Below are 20,037 nucleotides of genomic sequence, written 5' to 3'. Positions count from 1 at the left end.
TAACTCGTAGGTTCATTATGCAAAAGGCACGCCGTCACATCTTACGATGCTCCGACCGCTTGTAGGCAGACGGGTTCAGGGACTATTTCACTCCTCTGTTCGAGGTTCTTTTCACCTTTCCCTCACGGTACTGGTTCACTATCGGTCTCTCGGGAGTATTTAGCCTTACGGGATGGGCCCCGCTGGTTCACACAGGATTTCTCGTGCCCCGCGCTACTCAGGATACCACTAAGCTTCATTAAAGAGTCATATACCGGGCTTTCACCGTCTATGGCCGTTCTTTCCAAAACGTTCTATTTCGATAACTTCTTGCTATGCCGTGGTCCTACAACCCCAATACTGCCTAAACAGCATTGGTTTGGGCTCTTCCGCGTTCGCTCGCCACTACTTGCGGAATCACTTTTGTTTTCTTCTCCTATGGGTACTTAGATGTTTCAGTTCCCCACGTTCGCTCCATGGTTACATGGTGACAGGTCTTCAACCTGACGGGTTGCCCCATTCGGAAATCTTGGGATCAATGGTTATTTGCACCTACCCCAAGCTTATCGCAGCTTATCACGTCCTTCATCGCCTCCGAGAGCCTAGGCATCCACCGTCTGCCCTTGCTTACTTTCTTTCACCTTTGACACCGTACTACGAATAGTACTGCGTCGGGCTGATATATCTTCAGCTTTGCTCTACTTTACTTTATTCTTTTGTCCATCATGTCAAAGATCTTTATGACTGCCTGACGTCACTGACGTCCCAGCAATCCTGGTGGAGAATAACGGATTCGAACCGTTGACCCTCTGCGTGCAAGGCAGATGCTCTAGCCAGCTGAGCTAATCCCCCCTTTTTTCTTGAGATTTTCTTGTAGTCCCAGGCAGAGTTGAACTGCCGACCTCTACATTATCAGTGTAGCGCTCTAACCAACTGAGCTATAGGACTGTCAACTTTGCCTCGATTACTCTCAGCATCATTTTTCTCTCTTTCCCTACCTAAGGACAAACATGGAATCTTATCCATAATTTCTCCTTTTTTGAGTAAGATCATATTTCTTAATACATAGCAACCGTAGTACAAGTAAAGAATATTATACCGATTCCTTTACTCTATTTTTGAGACCCTTTGCTCCAGAAAGGAGGTGTTCCAGCCGCACCTTCCGGTACGGCTACCTTGTTACGACTTAGCCCCAGTCACCAGTTTTACCCTAGGCCGATCCTCAACGGTTACGGACTTCAGGTACCCCCGGCTCCCATGGCTTGACGGGCGGTGTGTACAAGGCCCGGGAACGTATTCACCGCGCCATGGCTGATGCGCGATTACTAGCGAATCCAGCTTCACGGAGTCGAGTTGCAGACTCCGATCCGAACTGAGACATGGTTTGGGGATTAGCATCACATCGCTGTGTAGCTGCCCTTTGTCCATGCCATTGTAACACGTGTGTCGCCCCGGATGTAAGGGCCGTGCTGATTTGACGTCATCCCCACCTTCCTCACAGCTTACGCTGGCAGTCTCACTAGAGTCCTCAGCTTGACCTGTTAGTAACTAGTGATAAGGGTTGCGCTCGTTATGGCACTTAAGCCGACACCTCACGGCACGAGCTGACGACAACCATGCAGCACCTCGTAAAAAGCTATTGCTAGAAAGAGTGTTTCCACTCCGGTCTTCTTACGTTCAAACCCGGGTAAGGTTCCTCGCGTATCATCGAATTAAACCACATGTTCCTCCGCTTGTGCGGGCCCCCGTCAATTCCTTTGAGTTTCACCGTTGCCGGCGTACTCCCCAGGTGGATTACTTAACGCTTTCGCTGTAGAGCTTACTGTATATCGCAAACTCCTAGTAATCATCGTTTACTGCGTGGACTACCAGGGTATCTAATCCTGTTTGATACCCACGCTTTCGTGCTTCAGTGTCAGTGTTGGTTTAGTAAGCTGCCTTCGCAATCGGAGTTCTGCGTGATATCTATGCATTTCACCGCTACACCACGCATTCCGCCTACCTCAAACATACTCAAGATATCCAGTTTCAACGGCAATTTTATGGTTGAGCCACAAACTTTCACCGCTGACTTAAACATCCACCTACGCACCCTTTAAACCCAATAAATCCGGATAACGCTCGCATCCTCCGTATTACCGCGGCTGCTGGCACGGAGTTAGCCGATGCTTATTCAGAGGGTACATACAAAACAGGACACGTCCCGCACTTTATTCCCCTCTAAAAGAAGTTTACAATCCATAGAACCTTCATCCTTCACGCGACTTGGCTGGTTCAGGCTCTCGCCCATTGACCAATATTCCTCACTGCTGCCTCCCGTAGGAGTTTGGTCCGTGTCTCAGTACCAATGTGGGGGACCTTCCTCTCAGAACCCCTATCCATCGCAGACTTGGTGGGCCGTTACCCCACCAACTATCTAATGGAACGCATGCCTATCTATCAGCAATAAATCTTTAACAAATATTCCCATGCGGGATCCCTGTTTCATGTGGTATTAGTCCGACTTTCGCCGGGTTATCCCTCTCTGATAGGTAAGTTGCATACGCGTTACTCACCCGTGCGCCGGTCGTCAGCGGGATATTGCTACCCCCTGCTACCCCTCGACTTGCATGTGTTAAGCCTGTCGCTAGCGTTCATCCTGAGCCAGGATCAAACTCTTCGTTGTTAATTTGTTTCTTATACCTTTTGCTCAGAATCTCTAAATCTATTAAGTAATTGACGGTATTATTATTCTATAAAACAAACATCTAATGTCTGTATAATACTTGTACTACTTGTTGTATGTAAATCTTTCAAAGAACTCGTTATACACCCGCTTTTTTAGCGAACGTGGATGCAAAGATAAAACTTTTTATTTATTAGCTCCAAATGTTTATGGAACTTTTTTGATAAAAATATTGTTCAATATCCATTCACCAATCATTCTCTCTCGAATGCGGATGCAAAAGTAATGCTCTTAAACATATATTCCAAACTTTATTCCAACTATTTTTTTAAACAAAACAAGGCGCACAACCTAATTTGCATAACATCCGCAAGTTACATATTGAAAAAAAATTATCAGATTCGTTATCCCTAAATCTTAACGATTTATTTATATATATAATGTACGAAAAACCCAGCCAGTAATATTCAAGGAACAAATATAGCATACCTCCAATACCGCCAAAGCCAGATCAGGCATCTTAAAGATACCAAATAAGCTTAATACATTCAAAAATCAGAAAATTAATCATCCCGATGATTTAAAAAAAAGATCGGGATGATTTTATTATTTCATCGGGATGATTTGAATAAAGGCTCCTAAAAAACCTTTTCTCTACAGCTTATGTTTTATAATAAGAAGAAATAATTAAAATATGAATTTAAAACTTACAATCTTTACATATATATTACTAATGAATACTTCATGCATACAACGTGATATCGACAAAACAACTATAAAAACAATTGACATAGATAAATATATGGGCAAATGGTTTGAAATAGCACGGATAGACCATCGTTTTGAACATAACCTGGTTGGCGTTACAGCCCAATACACAAAACTACCCAATGGCAAGATACAAGTGATAAACAGCGGATACTGGAATGATTTCTCCGGAGACTTCAAAACAGCCAAAGGTGTAGCCAAAATAACAAATGCCTCCGAACCCGGAAAATTAAAAGTTTCGTTTTTTCTTTGGTTTTATGCGGAATACAATATAATGGAATTAGACAGCAAAAACTATTCATATGCTTTAATTGGCAGCAATACATCAGAATATCTATGGATATTAAGCCGTACACCTCAGTTGCCCGAAGAAACTATCCGTCTTCTATTAAACAAAGCAGAACAAAGAGGATATGACATCTCCATAGTAAAGAGAATCAAACAAAAGGAATAAACGTTATGATAATGCAAAATTAAAAATTACATTTGTAATTATAACTAAAATACACAATATGGGAAATATATTACAAGAATTTAAGCAGTTTGCCATGCGCGGAAACGTGGTAGATATGGCAGTAGGTATCATTATAGGTGGTGCTTTCGGCAAAATTGTATCATCTGTTGTAGCCGATCTTATTATGCCTCCAATCGGATTACTGATTGGTGGTGTTAATTTCACAGATCTGAAAATTACGCTTAAACATGCAGTTATGGAAGGCGATAAAATCATCACCCCCGCTGTAAGTATAAATTACGGCAACTTTATACAGGTTACTCTTGATTTTATTATCATTGCCTTCGCCATATTCTTATTAATTAAAGGTATGAATTCTTTAAGTAAAAAGAAAGAAGAAACTCCGCCCGCCCCACCGGCTCCTCCTGCCGACATACAATTGCTTACTGAAATTCGGGACTTACTGAAAAAGCAGGGGTAAAGGAACAAAACGTTACGTTATAATTCCATATGCTTTGAGTAGAGGAATCTAACGTAACGTTTTTTGTGCCAAAATATGTAACCATTTTCCTGTTACATGCGTCTAAATAGAAAAACGATTAAATTCTATCGACTATGGAAACAAGAATCATGACATTATTTACGTTGATAACCCTTTGTACAATGCCTTGCATGGCAAAAACAATAAAAGGGAACGGTAAGATCACAACCAAACAAATTTCAGTAGGAGAATACTCTTCAGTCTTACTAAGTTCCAACACATTAGGATCCAACAACAGCTGGTTCAACTGGTTTTCCAGTGGACAACAAACCTCATACATATTTAATTATAAGCAGGAAGAAACAGCTTCACTTCAGATTATTATAGATGAGAATCTCTATCCATACCTGAATATTAAGACGAACAACGAAGAGCTAACTATTACCACAAAAGGAGGGGAGGAATTAATCCCGACCACTTTCAAACTAAATGGAACATCCAAAAATTTAAAGAAAATCCATACATCAGGTAACATAGATTTCGCGTTACAAAGTCCTTTATCCGGTGACGACCTGGAAATATTGACAAGCAAGGGCAGTGATATTACTATGAAATATCCGGTACAAATGAATCATTGTACAGTGACAGCACGGGCAGGAGGAGATATTGTGCTTAGCAGCCTCACTTGCGAATCGATCCAATGCAAAGCTACCAGCGGTAGCGACCTCACTCTTAAAGGGAAAGCAAACAGTGCTTTATATAAAGCTTCCAGAGGATCCAATATCAAAGGAAGCGATTTCATTATAGTCCGGTTAGAGTGTTCTGCCAGTAGCGGATCCGGCATATATACACATGTCACAGACTATTTAAAAGCTTCTGCCAGCGTAGGTAGCGATATACATTATAAAGGGAATCCAGAACTTAACTCTTCGACTTCCGTAGGTAGCAATATTACAAAAGAGGGCTTTTAATTGCCCTCTTTTCTATTTTCTATATGACAAACCGGATTACAAATGTACTTCCTTTCCCAACTTCACTATCCACCCGGATAGTACCGCCATGGGCTTCTACAAAATCTTTACTAATTGCCAGACCTAAACCACTGCCTTGTACTTTCGTACCCGGAACACGAAAATAACGGTCGAAGATACTTTGATGATAACGAGGATCGATGCCTTTCCCGAAATCCTGAACGAAAATATCGATCGCTTTATCCAACTGCCGGGCTCCAATGATGATCCGTCCATTTTCCGGCGTATAATGAATCGCATTAGAAAGCAGGTTTGTAAGTACCCAAGCAATCTTCTCACTATCCACAAATAATTTGGAAATCTTCTCCGGGTATTCTACTTCTATATGACAACCGAAACGTTCGGCCTGCACGCGGTTTGCCTTGATTGCATAATCGATCAATTCAATTGGTTTCGTTATCTTCGGGTTTAACTGCAATTTACCGGTTTCCACTTGCGTCATCTTTAAAAGTTCGCCGGTAATTTCGAGCAAACGATCGCTGCTTTCCTTAATACTTTGCGCCAAAGCTTTCTGTTCGTCGTTCATATCTCCGATACGGTTATCATCAAGCAGTTTCAGGCTCATCATTATAGCAGCAATAGGTGTTTTCAGTTCATGCGAAATAGTAGAAATAAAAGTAGTCTTAGCCGAATCCAATTCCTTAAACTCTGTAATATTTTTCAGCAAGATCACATCACCGACATACTGGTTCTTCATCGTATCTTCATCCGACACATGGATCGGAATATATTTGGCCTGAAAATAGCTTTCTTTATTATCTGCATAAATCTTCAGCGGCTCGTTCTTCTCATTGGGTTGAATCAATTCGCGAATCAAACGGCGAAGCAAATCATTCTTCAACGCTAATTCGGCTGCGGACTTACCAATCACATTTTCCCGCTTCAGGTTCAGAATCGTTAACGCTTCATCATTGGCAAAAAGAATCGAACGGTCACCATTCAGACCTATAATCGGTTCATTGATACTGTTTACAATTGCTTCAATATATTTCTTTGCCTGAATAATATCCGCCAATGTGCTTTTACGATATTCGGCAAGATGCTCTGCCATACGATTGAAGGAGTTCGCTACTTCTGCAAATTCCTCATACCCGCCCAAATCCAGCCGCTTTTCATAATTATGATTCGCAATTCCCATAATACCGTCTTTCAGTTTACGGATAGGAGCATCAATAGAACGAGGAAGCTTTATCAGAAATACAAAAGCTATAAGTATGCACAACACACCAATCACCCCAATCCAAAGCAAAGCTTGGTGTGCTGTTGATTCCGCCACCTGGCTTTTACGGTAAATAGATGCCATATTCAGACTCATCACCTGATTCAAGGCTATACGCACACGCTGAATTGTTGTATCGTTCCGGTCTTTCAGCATCGACTCATAACGCATAGCCAAATACGAAGTAGCTGCATTTTCATCAACTTCAGTAATATTCTTTTTCTGCAATTCCAGATTCTTCTCAAACTCAGAACGGGCAACCGGGTCTGTTTTGATCCGCTCCAACGCATCCAGCATCCGGCGCGAATAAAGTAAAGAGTTGTAGTTATCTGCCAGAATATTCTGTGTATCGGAAGACATATTCAAAATATTCTCTACCGACAAACAGCCCAGCAAGACAATCATTGCAAACAGCAAACCTATTCCATAAGTCAGCTTTGTTTTAATCTTTAAATGAATGGATTGAAACATACTCAAGCTATAATTACAAGGTCAATATTTAATTGCGACAAATTATTCAATAACATCCGATAATCCAGCAGAGATACAATAACGGACGAGAAACGTAAAGACGGTTTTCCTACACAAACCGTAGTAATTTGTTTCTCCCTGCATACCTGCACGATACATTCCGAAACATTCTTCGATTGCATTTGTATTATTTCTCCACCTAACTCTGTAGCCAGTTTGAAATGATTGGACAAATGACGTTGACTAACCAACGGAATCCGCTCCACACTTTCACGCGGAGTCTGAACATACAGTACATAAAACTTCGAGTTATAACGCGTTGCCAGCCGCGCTACCTTGCGAATTACTTTCCGCGGCGTCTTCTCGTTACTACTAATACAAGCCAAAAAACGTTCGTGACGCACTCTAAAGTTCTCTTGTACATAGTTTTCCACCTTCTTCTCCACCCGTAGTGCTACTTCTTTCAAAGCCAGTTCGCGGAGTTGAAGAATATTCTCAGACTTAAAGAAATTATTCAACGCAGTCTGTATCTTTTCGGGCTTATAAATTTTTCCTGCTTTAAGGCGGGCAAGAAGTTCATCGGCAGTCAAGTCGATGTTTACCACTTCGTCTGCCTGTTCCAGTACGCTGTCAGGAATACGTTCCTTTACTTCTACACCGGCAATATACTGTACCTCTTCGTTCAATCCTTCCAGATGCTGTATATTGACTGCCGTAATCACACTGATTCCAGCCTCCAGAATATCTATCACATCCTGCCAGCGTTTCTCGTTTTTGCTACCTTCTACATTCGTATGCGCTAACTCATCCACTATTACAACTTCGGGATGAATACTCAGAATAGCTTGCAAATCCATTTCTTCCACCTCTTTCCCTTTATAAAATAATTTTTTCCGGGAAATAACGGGCAGTCCGGCCACCAAAGCTTCAGTTTCCACACGTCCGTGTGTTTCAATATAACCGATCTGGATGTCAATACCGCTGTTCAGCAAGTCGTGTGCTTCCTGTAGCATACGATATGATTTGCCTACACCAGCAATCATACCGATGTAGACCTTAAAATTCCCACGGCGGGACTTCTTGAGCAAATCTAAAAAGTGTTGTACGCTATGCTGTCTATCCATATAGTCGCTTTCTGTTGCTTTATGGTTTCAATGTAAATCCGAATACCAAATGCATGTCTTCCAAACGCGGATTCCAGATTGCATGCGCAAATATAGGCAAAGAGAATGAATCCGTTATCTTTATTTCCGTTGTTCCTTTCAAGGCAACATTCGTTACGGCAAAACTATTCGTATAGTATTGCAACGCTTTATAAGGAACGACTCCGCAGGTAACATTCAAACCGACTCTTTTCACCGAGAACGGAAAGTTCAGTTCGGCATACGAAGAATAGTTCTGTCTGCCTTCCGCATTTTTGTCCATCCCGAAAAACATCGTATACCAAGCCATCGAAAGCGGGAACTTCTCTATCGGCAACGTGTATGCCAATCCACCTTCTAAATGGTGCGCCGTTTCTTTACTTTTAAAGTTAAAGAATTTGTTGGCTCCTTGCCCTGCCCACCAAAGATCGGCAACAGACAGCGTCAGTCCGGTATTACCGAACGTATAAGCCGCTGTCATATCAATTTCCTTATTCGCCAATCCTTCCGAAGCCTGATAACCATCAAAGTCCGTAGAACCCCAAACCGTAAACGAGAAACCGGCAACATTCAGTCCCAACGTTGGCTGAAAACTTGCTCCCGTCTGATACATACCGCGCCAGATATATGAACTTACCAAATCACCCTGTACCGTAAAACCTAAACCACTATTATTCGTACTTGCCTTTGCAGCCGGGACAAACAGCAATAAAGCTATTACTGTAATTCCGGCAATCTTTAACTTATCCAATTTCATAACTTCTATCAATTACGGCTTATTGCCTTATCTAATGATACATTCAATTTCAATACATTCACTTTTGCCATGCCGAAAAGACCCAATAAAGGAGCCTCTGTATTTTCTGTAATCAAGGCCATTACCTTTTCTTCGGGCAGTCCACGAGCATCAGCTACGCGCTTGGCTTGCACAAAGGCCGCTTTCGGAGAAATATCAGGATCAAGACCTGACGCACTGGCTGTCACCATTTCGGCCGGTACCTGATCGCGTTTTAAATAAGGATGATACAGTAAAAAAGTATCTATACGGACTTTCACCTCCGCCAGGTATTCTTCGTTGGAAGGACCTTTATTGCTACCTGCCGAACTGGTTGCATCATATCCGTCACCCGCACGTGAAGGACGTCCCCAGAAATAAATATCCTGTGTAAAGGCCTGTCCGATATTGGCTGCACCTATTACCTTTCCATTCAGTTCCACTACTTCGGCATTGCCTTTATTCGGGCTGAACACAAAGGCAAATATCCACAAAACAAATACATAAAAGACACCAAAAAATGCACAAAACGCCAGTGTCAGTTTGAATGATTTCAACAAATTCTTAATCATATCGCTAATTATTTCTTTTTACTATTACGTTTATTTTCTATTTCAACCGAAGAAAGAGTAATTTGATAATTATCAGCCGCTCGGTCTATCATTGTCAACATACTTTTTCTTCCTGTTTTTTCTTTAATTCAAATGCCTAAAAGAAAAGGCTAACTACCATATCGATCAACTTAATCCCGACAAACGGAACAAGAACGCCACTACCACCATAAATCAGCAGGTTACGGCGAAGCAACGCCGAAGCTCCAATCGGTTTGTAAGCTACACCGCGCAGAGCCAAAGGTATCAGAACCGGGATAATGATCGCATTGAAAATAACGGCGCTCAGAATAGCAGACTCCGGACTGTGCAGATGCATGATATTAAGTGCACCCAATGCAGGTATAGAAGCCATGAATAAAGCGGGTATAATGGCAAAGTACTTTGCAACGTCGTTAGCAATACTGAAAGTTGTCAGCGTACCACGCGTCATTAATAATTGCTTACCTATCTCAACAATTTCTATCAGTTTAGTCGGATCATTGTCCAAGTCCACCATATTGCCGGCTTCTTTGGCCGCTTGTGTACCGCTGTTCATCGCCACACCTACATTTGCCTGCGCCAGTGCCGGCGCATCATTCGTACCGTCTCCCATCATGGCAACCAACTTTCCGGCATCCTGTTCTTTCTTAATGTAATTCATTTTGTCTTCCGGCTTTGCTTCGGCTATATAGTCGTCTACACCCGCTTTCTCGGCAATATATTTTGCAGTCAACGGATTATCTCCCGTCACCATCACGGTTTTAACACCCATCTTGCGTAAACGCTCAAAACGTTCCTGAATACCCGGTTTGATAATATCCTGCAATTCGATCACACCGATAATGAAGTTATCTTGGGAGACAACAAGCGGAGTACCGCCATTGCTGGTAATATTCCGTACCAGATCGGCCACTTCTTCCGGATATTGATTGCCAGCAGCTTCACTCATCTTACGGATTGCATCAAAGGCACCTTTGCGGATGCGGGTTCCGTCTTTTAAATCGACGCCAGAGCATTTGGTCTCAGCAGTAAATTTAATCATTCGCGAACCGGAAGTACTTAAATCCCGTATACGAATCCCTTTCTCACGTCCGAGTTCAACAATAGACTTACCTTCCGGAGTTTCATCTGACAAAGACGCCATCAGGCAGGCTCGAACAAAGGATAGTTTATCTATTCCGGATACAGGATAAAACTGGGTTGCCTTACGATTACCGATCGTAATAGTTCCGGTTTTATCAAGAAGCAAAGTATCTATATCGCCGGCCGTTTCGACAGCTTTGCCCGATTTGGTAATAACATTGGCACGAAGGGCGCGATCCATCCCCGCAATACCGATAGCCGAGAGCAAACCGCCGATAGTTGTCGGTATCAGACAAACAAACAGAGAAATAAAAGCAGCTACCGTAATTGCCGTACCAGAATAATCGGCAAAAGGTTTAAGAGTTGCGCATACAATAACAAACACCAGTGTAAAGCCGGCCAAAAGAATTGTCAGTGCAATTTCGTTTGGAGTCTTTTTACGTGAAGCACCTTCTACCAACGCTATCATCTTATCTAAGAAGCTCTCGCCCGGTTGGGTGGTAACTACTACTTTTATCTGGTCGGACAGTACTTTCGTACCGCCGGTTACGGAACTTTTATCACCTCCGGCCTCTCGAATCACAGGAGCCGATTCACCAGTTATGGCACTTTCGTCAATGGAAGCCAGACCTTCCAGAATTTCTCCGTCGATAGGAATAGTATCACCGGCTTCACAGACAAAGATATCGCCTCTCTTCAACCGGGAAGAACTGACTACTTTAATATCATTACCGATAAGCAGCCTGGCCGGTGTTTCTTCGCGGGTTTTACGCAAACTATCGGCCTGTGCCTTACCGCGTGCTTCGGCAATAGCCTCGGCGAAATTGGCAAACAACAACGTAACAAACAAAACGAGAAACACCAACAGATTGTAACCAAACGAACCTTGATCCTGAGCACCGGTTGCAGCAGCCCAGATTGTAACAATGAACATTACAAAGGTCACAATCTCCACAATAAACATAATCGGATTACGAAACATCGTGCGTGGATTCAACTTAACGAACGATTGCTTTAAGCTTTCTATGACGAGCTCCTTTGGAAACAAAGAAGCGGATTTATTACTTTTCATGAATTATCAATTATAAATTATGAATTACAACGAGAAATACTCGGCGATCGGGCCTAATGATAATGCAGGGAAGAAGGACAAAGCAGCTACAATCACGATAACGCAGAATGTCATCACGGCAAATGTACCTGTGTCTGTCTTTAATGTGCCAGCACTTTCGGGAATGAATTTTTTCTGAGCCAGCAATCCGGCAATAGCAACCTGACCGATAATCGGCAAATAGCGCGAAATAACTAATGCCAGACCACAGGTAAAGTTCCAGAACCAGGTATTATCGCCCAAACCTTCAAAACCGGAACCATTGTTAGCGGACGAAGATGTATATTCATAAAGCATCTCGCTAAAACCGTGGTATCCCGGATTGTTCAACCAGCCGCCTTCCGCTTCCACAATACCGGGATGATGCGCATAAATATAACTTGACAAGGCTGTAAAGAATAAAATTACAAATGGATGAGCAAGTGCCACGATAGTAGCAATCTTCATTTCCCGGGCTTCTATCTTCTTTCCCAGAAATTCAGGAGTACGTCCTACCATCAGCCCGCTAATAAACACAGCTATAATAAGGAACGTATAATAATTAAGAAAACCAACGCCTACACCACCAAACCAAGTATTGATCTGCATATTCAACATAGCAACCATTCCACTAAGCGGCGTCAGGCTGTCGTGCATACCATTTACCGAACCGTTAGAAGTGACCGTAGTCGTTACCGACCATAAAGCAGTGGCAGCCGCCCCGATTCGTGTTTCTTTCCCTTCCATCGAACCACACCATTGGTCAATCGTCATTTCACTGATCTTCGGATTACCGTTCATTTCCTGATATACATTAAGGCAAACGCCCGCCAGATAAGCAAACAGCATCACGCCAAAGATAGAATAAGCCAGTTTTTTACGTTTCAGATAAAAACCCAAAGCAAAGATCATTGCCATAGGTATAATCAGTATAGACCAGCATTCCAGCATATTCGTCAGATAGGTAGGATTCTCCAACGGATGCGAAGAGTTCACGCCAAAGTAACCTCCGCCATTCGTTCCCAACTGCTTAATAGGAACAATAGCCGCTGTCGGGCCCTGCGAAACTAATTGTTCGGCACCTTCTAATGTTGCAACTTTCATCTTTCCGTCAAAGCCCATCGGAACACCTTGCAGGATAAGGATTAAACCAACAATCAGAGACATAGGGAACAAAATACGTGTACAGCTTATCACCAGATATTTCCAGAAATTACCAATTGTTTGTGTTGTTTTGGCTGCCATCGCCTTCATTACTCCGGCCATTGCAGCCATACCGGTTGCTGCCGTAATAAACTGAAACAGCATAATAACAAACAATTGAGTGAAGTAAGTCAAACCACTTTCGCCACTATAATGCTGCAGGTTGCAGTTTACCATAAAACTGATACAGGTATTAAACGCCTGATCGGGCGTTTGTCCCGCATTTCCGTCCGGATTCAACGGAAGGTAACCCTGTAATACCAGCAAGATCATTCCCCAAAAGAACCAGAATATATTAATAACAAGCAATGATTTGAGGAAAACCTTCCAGTTCATCTCTTCTTCGGGGTTGATTCCGCAAATCTTATACATAAACTTCTCTACCGGAGCCATAAAACGCATCCAGTCGCTTCCGTCCTTATATACTTTCGCAATATGTTTTCCCAACGGATAGCTCAATACGAGCAAGAGGACTATTTGCGCAATAACGCCCAACAATTCAGTATTCATCTTTTCGTCTTATTAGAATTAAAACTTTTCGGGTTTAACCAATACATACATCAGATACCCGAAGATTACCAAACAAAGTATAGCTAAAATCAAATACATACTTAAATCTCCTTTCTTCTAAATCTTTTCGAACCAATCAACACACTTAAAAAAGAACCAATAACAGGCAACGCCCGTCAAACACATAAATAAAAATGACAGTGAATTTTCCATGACCAAATTTCTTTTAATCTATTCATACTCTTGATTTCGCTATTCTATAAACCAAAGGCATGCCAAAAGAGGAAATAAATCCATAACATACTACAAAGCAGTATTTTACATAAAAAAGAAGGTATAAGAATTTATCTTATACCTTTTCAAAATGGAAGGGTTGGTTTTTCAAAATGAAAAAAAGAACAGAAAATTATAATCCGTATTCTTCTATTTTTCTGTATAATGTAGTAAGGCCTATACCTAGCAGGCGTGAAGTTTCGGTTTTATTACCATTCGTATATTTAAGAACTTTCGAAATGTGCATTTTTTCCATTCCACTCAGGTCAAAACCCGAATAATTATCTGCAGAAGCAGCTTCCGGATGGAGCATATATAAAGGTAGAGTATCGATAGTCAGGACATCTCCATCAGCTATAATAAGACTACGTTCTATTACATTGCGCAGTTCACGAACATTTCCTTTCCAGGGATGAAGCTTTAAGGCGTTAATATATTCGGAAGAAACCCTCATCTGCTTTTTACCCATCTTTGCAGCAAATACATCAACAAACGCTTTTACATAAAGAGGAATATCGCCAGTACGATCACGTAAAGCCGGCAGATGAATCTGGAAAACCGACAGGCGATAGAAAAGATCCTCACGAAAATTATTATTAGCAATTTCTTTGGCTAAGTCCCGGTTTGTAGCAGCAATAACACGGACATCAACCTTGATTGGTTTAGTATCCCCGATCTTCAGAAATTCTCCGGTCTCCAGAATACGCAATAATTTAGCTTGCAAATCAAAAGCCATCTCTCCTATTTCATCAAGAAATATCGTACCTCCGGATGCTTCTTCAAACAAGCCTTTTGTCTCCTTCAAAGCTCCTGTGAATGCCCCAGCCTTATGACCAAACATCTCGCTTTCCAAAAGATCACGGCTGAAAGAAGAACAGTTGACCGCAACAAAAGCCTTTCCTTGACGATCACTGTGCCGGTGGATAGATTGGGCAAAGACCTCCTTACCCGTTCCTGTTTCGCCAGTCAGCAAAACCGGAACATCTGTAGTAGCTACTTTCTGTGCCAAAGAAACAGCCTCCCGGATGGCAGGAGAATTACCAACAATCACATCAAAAGAGTATTGCTGCCCTACAGACGAAACTGTTTCTTTTTGTTGACGATAAGCTAACGAGGCTTTGTCCATTGCCTGCGCAATTAAAGGAAGAATACAGTTATTGTCATCTCCTTTTGTTATATAATTGTACGCTCCGTTCTTAATAGCCTGAACACCATCAGGTATATTGCCATGCGCCGTAAGTAAAATAACTTCCGTTAAGGGACACAGCTTCTTCAACTCCGAAACTAATTCCACACCACTTCCATCCGGTAGCCGCACGTCGCACAACACCACTTCCGGTGTATACTGCTCAAGCTGCTTCAAACCGGTTTTACAGGAAGAAGCCTGATAAACTTCATATCCTTCCAGCCCGATAATACGTGACAGTAAACTCAGTATCTGCTTCTCGTCATCAATAATAAGTACTTTCCCCATCTTCTGATACTATGTCAACTTTCCAACAGAATTTTCAAAGTGCAATATTCGATAAAAATCCGAACATATGCAAAGAATTCTTTTCCGAATAAGCAGACACAATCCATCTCTCATAAAAACAGCATAGCATTCTATAATTCGTTTATATTCATACGGTCTATTCTTTAATTATGTTTACGGAAAACAAATAAACTAAACAATATGCATGTAAAATGTAATAAATATTACATTCGCTAAATTTTATTTGTCATTATGAAGAAAGCAGTAATCGTAGCAGCCTCAACACTGTTGGTTTGCACTTCCTGCGTTACAAAAGGGAAGTATTTATTAGCCGAAAACGGTCGTCTGGAAGCTATCGGACGTGCCGAAGCTTTAAAGGAACAACTTGGTAAATGCGGTGACGACAATACCCAGTTATCTGCCCGTCTGAATGAATTGTTGCGCGACACAGCACAAATGGGACGTAACATCCGTAACTATCAGACAATGCTCAATGCCAATATGGGCGAACAGGATAAATTAAATTCGCTTCTTAGTGAAAAGATGAGTGAATTAGATAAGCGCGAACGTACCATCAACGAACTGCAGGATTTGATCCATGCCCAGAACGAGAAAGTACAAACTCTGTTGAATAGTGTAAAAGATGCTCTTCTGGGGTTCAGCAGCGACGAGCTTACAGTTACCGAAAAAGATGGCAAAGTATATGTTGCCATGTCCGACAAACTTCTCTTCGAATCGGGTAGTGCCAAAGTAGACAAACGCGGTAAAGAAGCACTGGCTAAATTGGCAGAAGTGCTGAATAAACAGACAGACATAGATGTATATATAGAAGGCCATACGGATAGTAAGCCAATCAACACTGCCCAATTCAAAGACAACTGGGACTTGAGTGTGATCCGTGCAACTTCCGTTGTCCGCATACTTACCAAAGATTATGGTGTGAACCCGTTGCAAATACAACCCAGCGGCCGGGGAGAATTTATGCCTGTAGCCGACAATGAAACAGCTGACGGCCGCAGTAAGAACCGCCGTACGGAAATCATCATGGCTCCGAAGTTGAACAAACTGCTGGAGATACTGAAATAACGGATGAAAGCTATACTTGGAATATCTGCATACTACCACGATAGTGCCGCTGCTTTACTAATAGACGGTGAGGTAATAGCCGCAGCACAGGAAGAACGCTTTACACGTACCAAACATGATTCTTCCTTTCCTCATCATGCCATAAAATATGTATTGGAAGAGGCTGGAATAAACGGTACTGATATTTCATATGTAGCATTCTATGAAAAACCATTCATCAAGTTTGAACGGTTACTGGAAACATACCACGCCTTCGCTCCGAAAGGTTTCCGTAATTTCGCCAAAGCTATGCCTGTATGGGTAAAGGAAAAGCTTTACATGAAACGTATCCTGTGTGAAGAGCTTCTGAAACAAGAAATAGACACACAAATACTATTTCCGGAACATCACTTATCGCATGCGGCAAGTGCTTTCTATCCGTCTCCTTTTGACAAAGCAGCTATCCTGACAGTAGACGGTGTTGGCGAATGGGCGACCACAACAATCAGTATTGGCGAAGGCAAAGAGATCAGGTTACTTCGCGAACTTCAGTTTCCGCATTCTCTCGGACTGCTTTATTCAGCATTCACCTATTACTGTGGATTCAAAGTGAACAGCGGAGAATATAAACTGATGGGATTGGCACCTTATGGCACCCTTTCATCCCAAACACAGGAATACATCCGGATTATAAAAGAAAGTCTGATAGACATCCGCCAAGATGGTTCCTTCCTGCTTAACATGGATTACTTCGACTATGCCACAGGATTAAAGATGACTCAAAACAGTAAATGGGAAAAGCTTTTCGGATTTCCACCCCGGAAGCCGGAGGAGGAATTATCTCAGAAATACATGGATTTGGCTTATGCCATCCAGTCTGTCACTGAGGAAGTATTGCTGCGGCTTATTGAAACCACAAAACAATTGACACAATGTGCCAACCTTGTGCTGGCCGGAGGCGTTGCTCTGAATTGCGTAGCCAACGGAAAGATAGAACGCAGCAATCTGTTCAACAAAATATGGATTCAACCGGCAGCTGGAGATGCCGGGGGCGCTCTAGGTGCCGCTTACGCAACCTGGCACACTTACCTAAAAGAAGAACGAACCGTACACACACCCGACAGTATGTCCGGTTCTTATCTGGGGCCATGCTTTACCGACGCGTCTGTCCAGGCATTTATGCGAAAGAAAAACGCGCAAGGCATAAGGCTGGACAACGATACATTATATAATAAGGTAGCCTCGCTGCTTAACGACGGAATGATTGTAGGCTGGTTCCAGGGAAGAATGGAATTCGGACCAAGAGCATTGGGAAACCGTTCCATCCTGGCCGATCCTAGAAACACCAGCATGCAAAAAATGCTGAATCTCGAGATAAAGTTCAGGGAAAGTTTCCGTCCCTTCGCCCCCAGTGTCTTAGAAGAAGATGTCTCCAAATACTTTGACATGAGCGAAACCTCGCCTTATATGCTTAAAGTAGCAAATCTATCCGTAAGCCACAGATTACCACTACCCTATGATTATGAGGCTTTGCCTTATTTAGAAAAGCTCTACGTAAACCGCTCGTCGCTGCAAGCTATAACACATGTAGACTTCAGTGCCCGTGTCCAGACAGTATCGATGCAAACCAATCCGCGTTATTATTCTTTGTTGAACGCTTTCAAGAAACTGACGGGTTGCAGCGTTCTTGTAAACACAAGCTTCAATGTCAGAGGCGAACCTATCGTTTGTACGCCCGATGACGCCTATTGCTGCTTTATGAGTACGGGAATGAATTACCTGGTCATTGGCAACTGGCTTTTCGCCAAACAGGATCAACCGGAAGAAAACATCAAGTCCGTTCCAATGGAATGGACGGATTAGAAGACAAAAAAGGATGCTTCAAACCGAGGCATCCTTTCTACACATCCAACTTTTTCGTTTTAATCTAATTTCAGTACAGCAAGGAATGCTTTTTGGGGCACTTCCACTGTTCCGATTTGTTTCATACGTTTCTTTCCCTCTTTCTGTTTTTCCAACAGTTTCCGTTTACGCGAAATATCACCACCGTAACATTTAGCCGTAACATCTTTACGGACAGCCTTTATGGTTTCACGGGCAATAATCTTAGCTCCAATAGCAGCTTGAATTGCAATATCGAACTGCTGGCGCGGAATAAGCTCTTTCAGCTTCTCACACATGCGACGTCCAAAGGCTACACTATTATCTACATGTGTAAGTGTAGACAAGGCATCTACCGGTTCGCCATTCAGCAGTATATCCAACTTTGCCAACTTACTGGGGCGAAAATCATGTATATGGTAATCGAATGAGGCATACCCTTTGGAAATACTTTTCAGCTTATCATAAAAATCAATCACAATTTCGCCCAAAGGCAGATCGTAGTGAATCTCGACACGATCACCGGAAATATACTCCTGTTTAAGCAATATACCACGTTTACCCAGGCAAAGTGTCATGATCGGACCAATGTAGGTCGTATTAGTTATGACGGAAGCACGGATAAACGGTTCTTCTATATGGTCAATCAACGTAGGATCGGGCAAACCGCTCGGATTGTGCACTTCGATACATTCGTCTTTCTTTGTATAGACCTTATAAGATACGTTCGGAACTGTTGTGATAACATCCATATTAAACTCGCGATCCAGACGTTCCTGCACGATCTCCATGTGCAACAAACCCAGGAAACCGCAACGGAATCCAAAGCCTAATGCAGCAGAACTTTCCGGTTGGAAGGTAAGGGAGGCATCATTCAACTGTAGCTTTTCCAACGACGCACGCAAGTTTTCAAAGTCTTCCGTTTCGATAGGATAAACACCGGCAAACACCATCGGCTTTACCTCTTCGAAACCGGCAATTGCTTCTTTTGCGGGTCTGTCCACGTGCGTAATAGTATCACCTACACGAACTTCCCGGGAAGTCTTTATACCGGAAATTATATAACCTACGTCGCCAGTACGGATTTCACTACGGGGAGACATATCCAGCTTCAATACCCCAACTTCGTCGGCATCATATTCCTTGCCGGTAGCAATAAACTTGACATGATCACCTTTACGTATCACCCCGTTTACCACCTTGAAATAAGCAATAATACCGCGGAAAGAATTAAACACGGAGTCGAAAATAAGACACTGCAACGGAGCTTCGGGATCCCCTTTCGGAGCCGGAACTTTTTCTATAATCGTATCAAGTATCTCGAAAACACCCTCTCCTGTTTTACCACTGGCACGCAGAATGTCTGTCCGAGGGCAGCCCAGCAGCTCTACGATCTGATCTTCCACTTCTTCCGGCATAGCACTCGGCAAGTCAATCTTATTCATCACCGGAATAATCTCTAGATCATTTTCTATAGCCATATACAGGTTGGAAATGGTCTGTGCCTGAATACCCTGTGCGGCATCAATAATCAACAAAGCACCTTCGCAAGCGGCTATGGAACGAGACACTTCATACGAAAAGTCTACGTGTCCCGGAGTATCGATAAGGTTCAGTATATATTCTTCCCCCTTATAATTATACTTCATCTGGATAGCATGGCTTTTAATCGTGATACCACGTTCACGCTCCAGATCCATATCATCAAGAACCTGTGCTTGCAAGTCTTTACCCTCTACAGTTTTGGTGTACTCAAGCAAACGGTCAGCCAAGGTACTTTTACCATGGTCTATATGAGCAATAATACAGAAATTGCGGATATTCTTCATCTTTACACCGTAATTTATTTATTTCTAGAACAGAAACACCTCCGGTAAAGA

The 20,037-nt window shown here is 42.5% G+C and carries 14 protein-coding genes, 2 tRNA genes and 2 rRNA genes (1 of these 18 only partly in view); 5 read left to right on the top strand and 13 right to left on the bottom strand.

Annotated elements, in window-relative coordinates:
* The 4 genes from ACYIB7_RS04585 to ACYIB7_RS04570 all read right to left on the bottom strand — a co-directional run.
* Positions 1–616 (bottom strand): 23S ribosomal RNA (locus ACYIB7_RS04585); it reaches 2,263 nt to the left of the window's first position.
* 138 nt (positions 617–754) lie between these two features.
* Positions 755–831 (bottom strand) — tRNA-Ala (locus ACYIB7_RS04580).
* Between the two features lie 22 nt (positions 832–853).
* Positions 854–927 (bottom strand) — tRNA-Ile (locus ACYIB7_RS04575).
* 189 nt (positions 928–1,116) lie between these two features.
* A 16S ribosomal RNA gene (locus tag ACYIB7_RS04570) occupies positions 1,117–2,644 on the bottom strand.
* The 16S and 23S rRNA genes sit together here with 2 tRNA genes alongside, the layout of an rRNA operon.
* A 694-nt stretch (positions 2,645–3,338) precedes the next feature.
* Here ACYIB7_RS04570 and ACYIB7_RS04565 point away from each other — a divergent pair.
* From ACYIB7_RS04565 to ACYIB7_RS04555, 3 genes are all read left to right on the top strand, one after another.
* Positions 3,339–3,866, top strand: coding sequence for a lipocalin family protein (locus ACYIB7_RS04565; RefSeq protein WP_103984386.1), 528 nt, complete (start codon positions 3,339–3,341; stop codon positions 3,864–3,866).
* Between the two features lie 58 nt (positions 3,867–3,924).
* The gene (mscL, locus tag ACYIB7_RS04560; protein ID WP_099463316.1) at positions 3,925–4,347 is read left to right on the top strand and encodes a large-conductance mechanosensitive channel protein MscL; all 423 of its coding nucleotides are present in this window, start codon (positions 3,925–3,927) and stop codon (positions 4,345–4,347) included.
* 134 nt (positions 4,348–4,481) lie between these two features.
* Positions 4,482–5,318: a head GIN domain-containing protein gene (locus ACYIB7_RS04555; RefSeq protein WP_480338246.1), complete on the top strand. Its 837-nt coding sequence runs from the start codon at positions 4,482–4,484 to the stop codon at positions 5,316–5,318.
* A gap of 19 nt (positions 5,319–5,337) precedes the next feature.
* Here the strand turns inward: ACYIB7_RS04555 and ACYIB7_RS04550 are convergent, their stop codons facing one another.
* The 8 genes from ACYIB7_RS04550 to ACYIB7_RS04515 all read right to left on the bottom strand — a co-directional run bounded on the left by ACYIB7_RS04550 (position 5,338) and on the right by ACYIB7_RS04515 (position 15,211).
* Positions 5,338–7,056 carry a sensor histidine kinase gene (locus tag ACYIB7_RS04550; protein WP_480338452.1) on the bottom strand — a complete coding sequence of 573 codons (1,719 nt, stop codon included), beginning with the start codon at positions 7,054–7,056 and terminating at the stop codon, positions 5,338–5,340.
* A gap of 14 nt (positions 7,057–7,070) precedes the next feature.
* Positions 7,071–8,192: a sensor protein KdpD gene (locus ACYIB7_RS04545; RefSeq protein WP_103984383.1), complete on the bottom strand. Its 1,122-nt coding sequence runs from the start codon at positions 8,190–8,192 to the stop codon at positions 7,071–7,073.
* A 19-nt stretch (positions 8,193–8,211) separates the two neighbouring features.
* Entirely contained in the window at positions 8,212–8,967 is a 756-nt protein-coding gene (locus ACYIB7_RS04540) for a TorF family putative porin (RefSeq protein ID WP_480338245.1), read from the bottom strand.
* 8 nt (positions 8,968–8,975) lie between these two features.
* The gene (locus ACYIB7_RS04535; protein WP_103984381.1) at positions 8,976–9,557 is read right to left on the bottom strand and encodes a K(+)-transporting ATPase subunit C; all 582 of its coding nucleotides are present in this window, start codon (positions 9,555–9,557) and stop codon (positions 8,976–8,978) included.
* A gap of 136 nt (positions 9,558–9,693) precedes the next feature.
* Complete coding sequence (gene kdpB, locus ACYIB7_RS04530) at positions 9,694–11,733, bottom strand: potassium-transporting ATPase subunit KdpB (protein ID WP_480338244.1); 2,040 nt, start codon at positions 11,731–11,733, stop codon at positions 9,694–9,696.
* A 24-nt stretch (positions 11,734–11,757) separates the two neighbouring features.
* Positions 11,758–13,464 (bottom strand): potassium-transporting ATPase subunit KdpA, encoded by a 1,707-nt coding sequence (gene kdpA / locus ACYIB7_RS04525; protein WP_480338243.1) that lies wholly within the window; start codon positions 13,462–13,464, stop codon positions 11,758–11,760.
* 18 nt (positions 13,465–13,482) lie between these two features.
* Positions 13,483–13,563, bottom strand: coding sequence for a potassium-transporting ATPase subunit F (locus ACYIB7_RS04520; protein ID WP_103984378.1), 81 nt, complete (start codon positions 13,561–13,563; stop codon positions 13,483–13,485).
* A 307-nt stretch (positions 13,564–13,870) separates the two neighbouring features.
* Positions 13,871–15,211, bottom strand: a complete 1,341-nt coding sequence (locus ACYIB7_RS04515; protein ID WP_103984377.1) for a sigma-54-dependent transcriptional regulator — start codon at positions 15,209–15,211, stop codon at positions 13,871–13,873.
* Between the two features lie 252 nt (positions 15,212–15,463).
* Here ACYIB7_RS04515 and ACYIB7_RS04510 point away from each other — a divergent pair, with 252 nt between their 5' ends.
* Both ACYIB7_RS04510 and ACYIB7_RS04505 read left to right on the top strand, forming a co-directional pair.
* A complete protein-coding gene (locus ACYIB7_RS04510) occupies positions 15,464–16,297 on the top strand; it encodes an OmpA/MotB family protein (protein ID WP_480338242.1) in 834 nt (277 codons plus the stop codon).
* Between the two features lie 3 nt (positions 16,298–16,300).
* Positions 16,301–18,139, top strand: a complete 1,839-nt coding sequence (locus ACYIB7_RS04505) for a carbamoyltransferase family protein (RefSeq protein ID WP_103984375.1) — start codon at positions 16,301–16,303, stop codon at positions 18,137–18,139.
* Between the two features lie 59 nt (positions 18,140–18,198).
* On the opposite strand, the gene lepA is transcribed toward ACYIB7_RS04505, so the two are convergent.
* Positions 18,199–19,986, bottom strand: coding sequence for a translation elongation factor 4 (gene lepA, locus ACYIB7_RS04500; protein ID WP_099463320.1), 1,788 nt, complete (start codon positions 19,984–19,986; stop codon positions 18,199–18,201).
* Between the last annotated feature and the right edge of the window lie 51 nt (positions 19,987–20,037).

Source organism: Parabacteroides sp. KHUB-03, assembly GCF_056640975.1.
The sequence above is the reverse complement of the archived record's forward strand: the minus strand, read 5'-3'. Positions and strand labels throughout refer to the sequence as shown.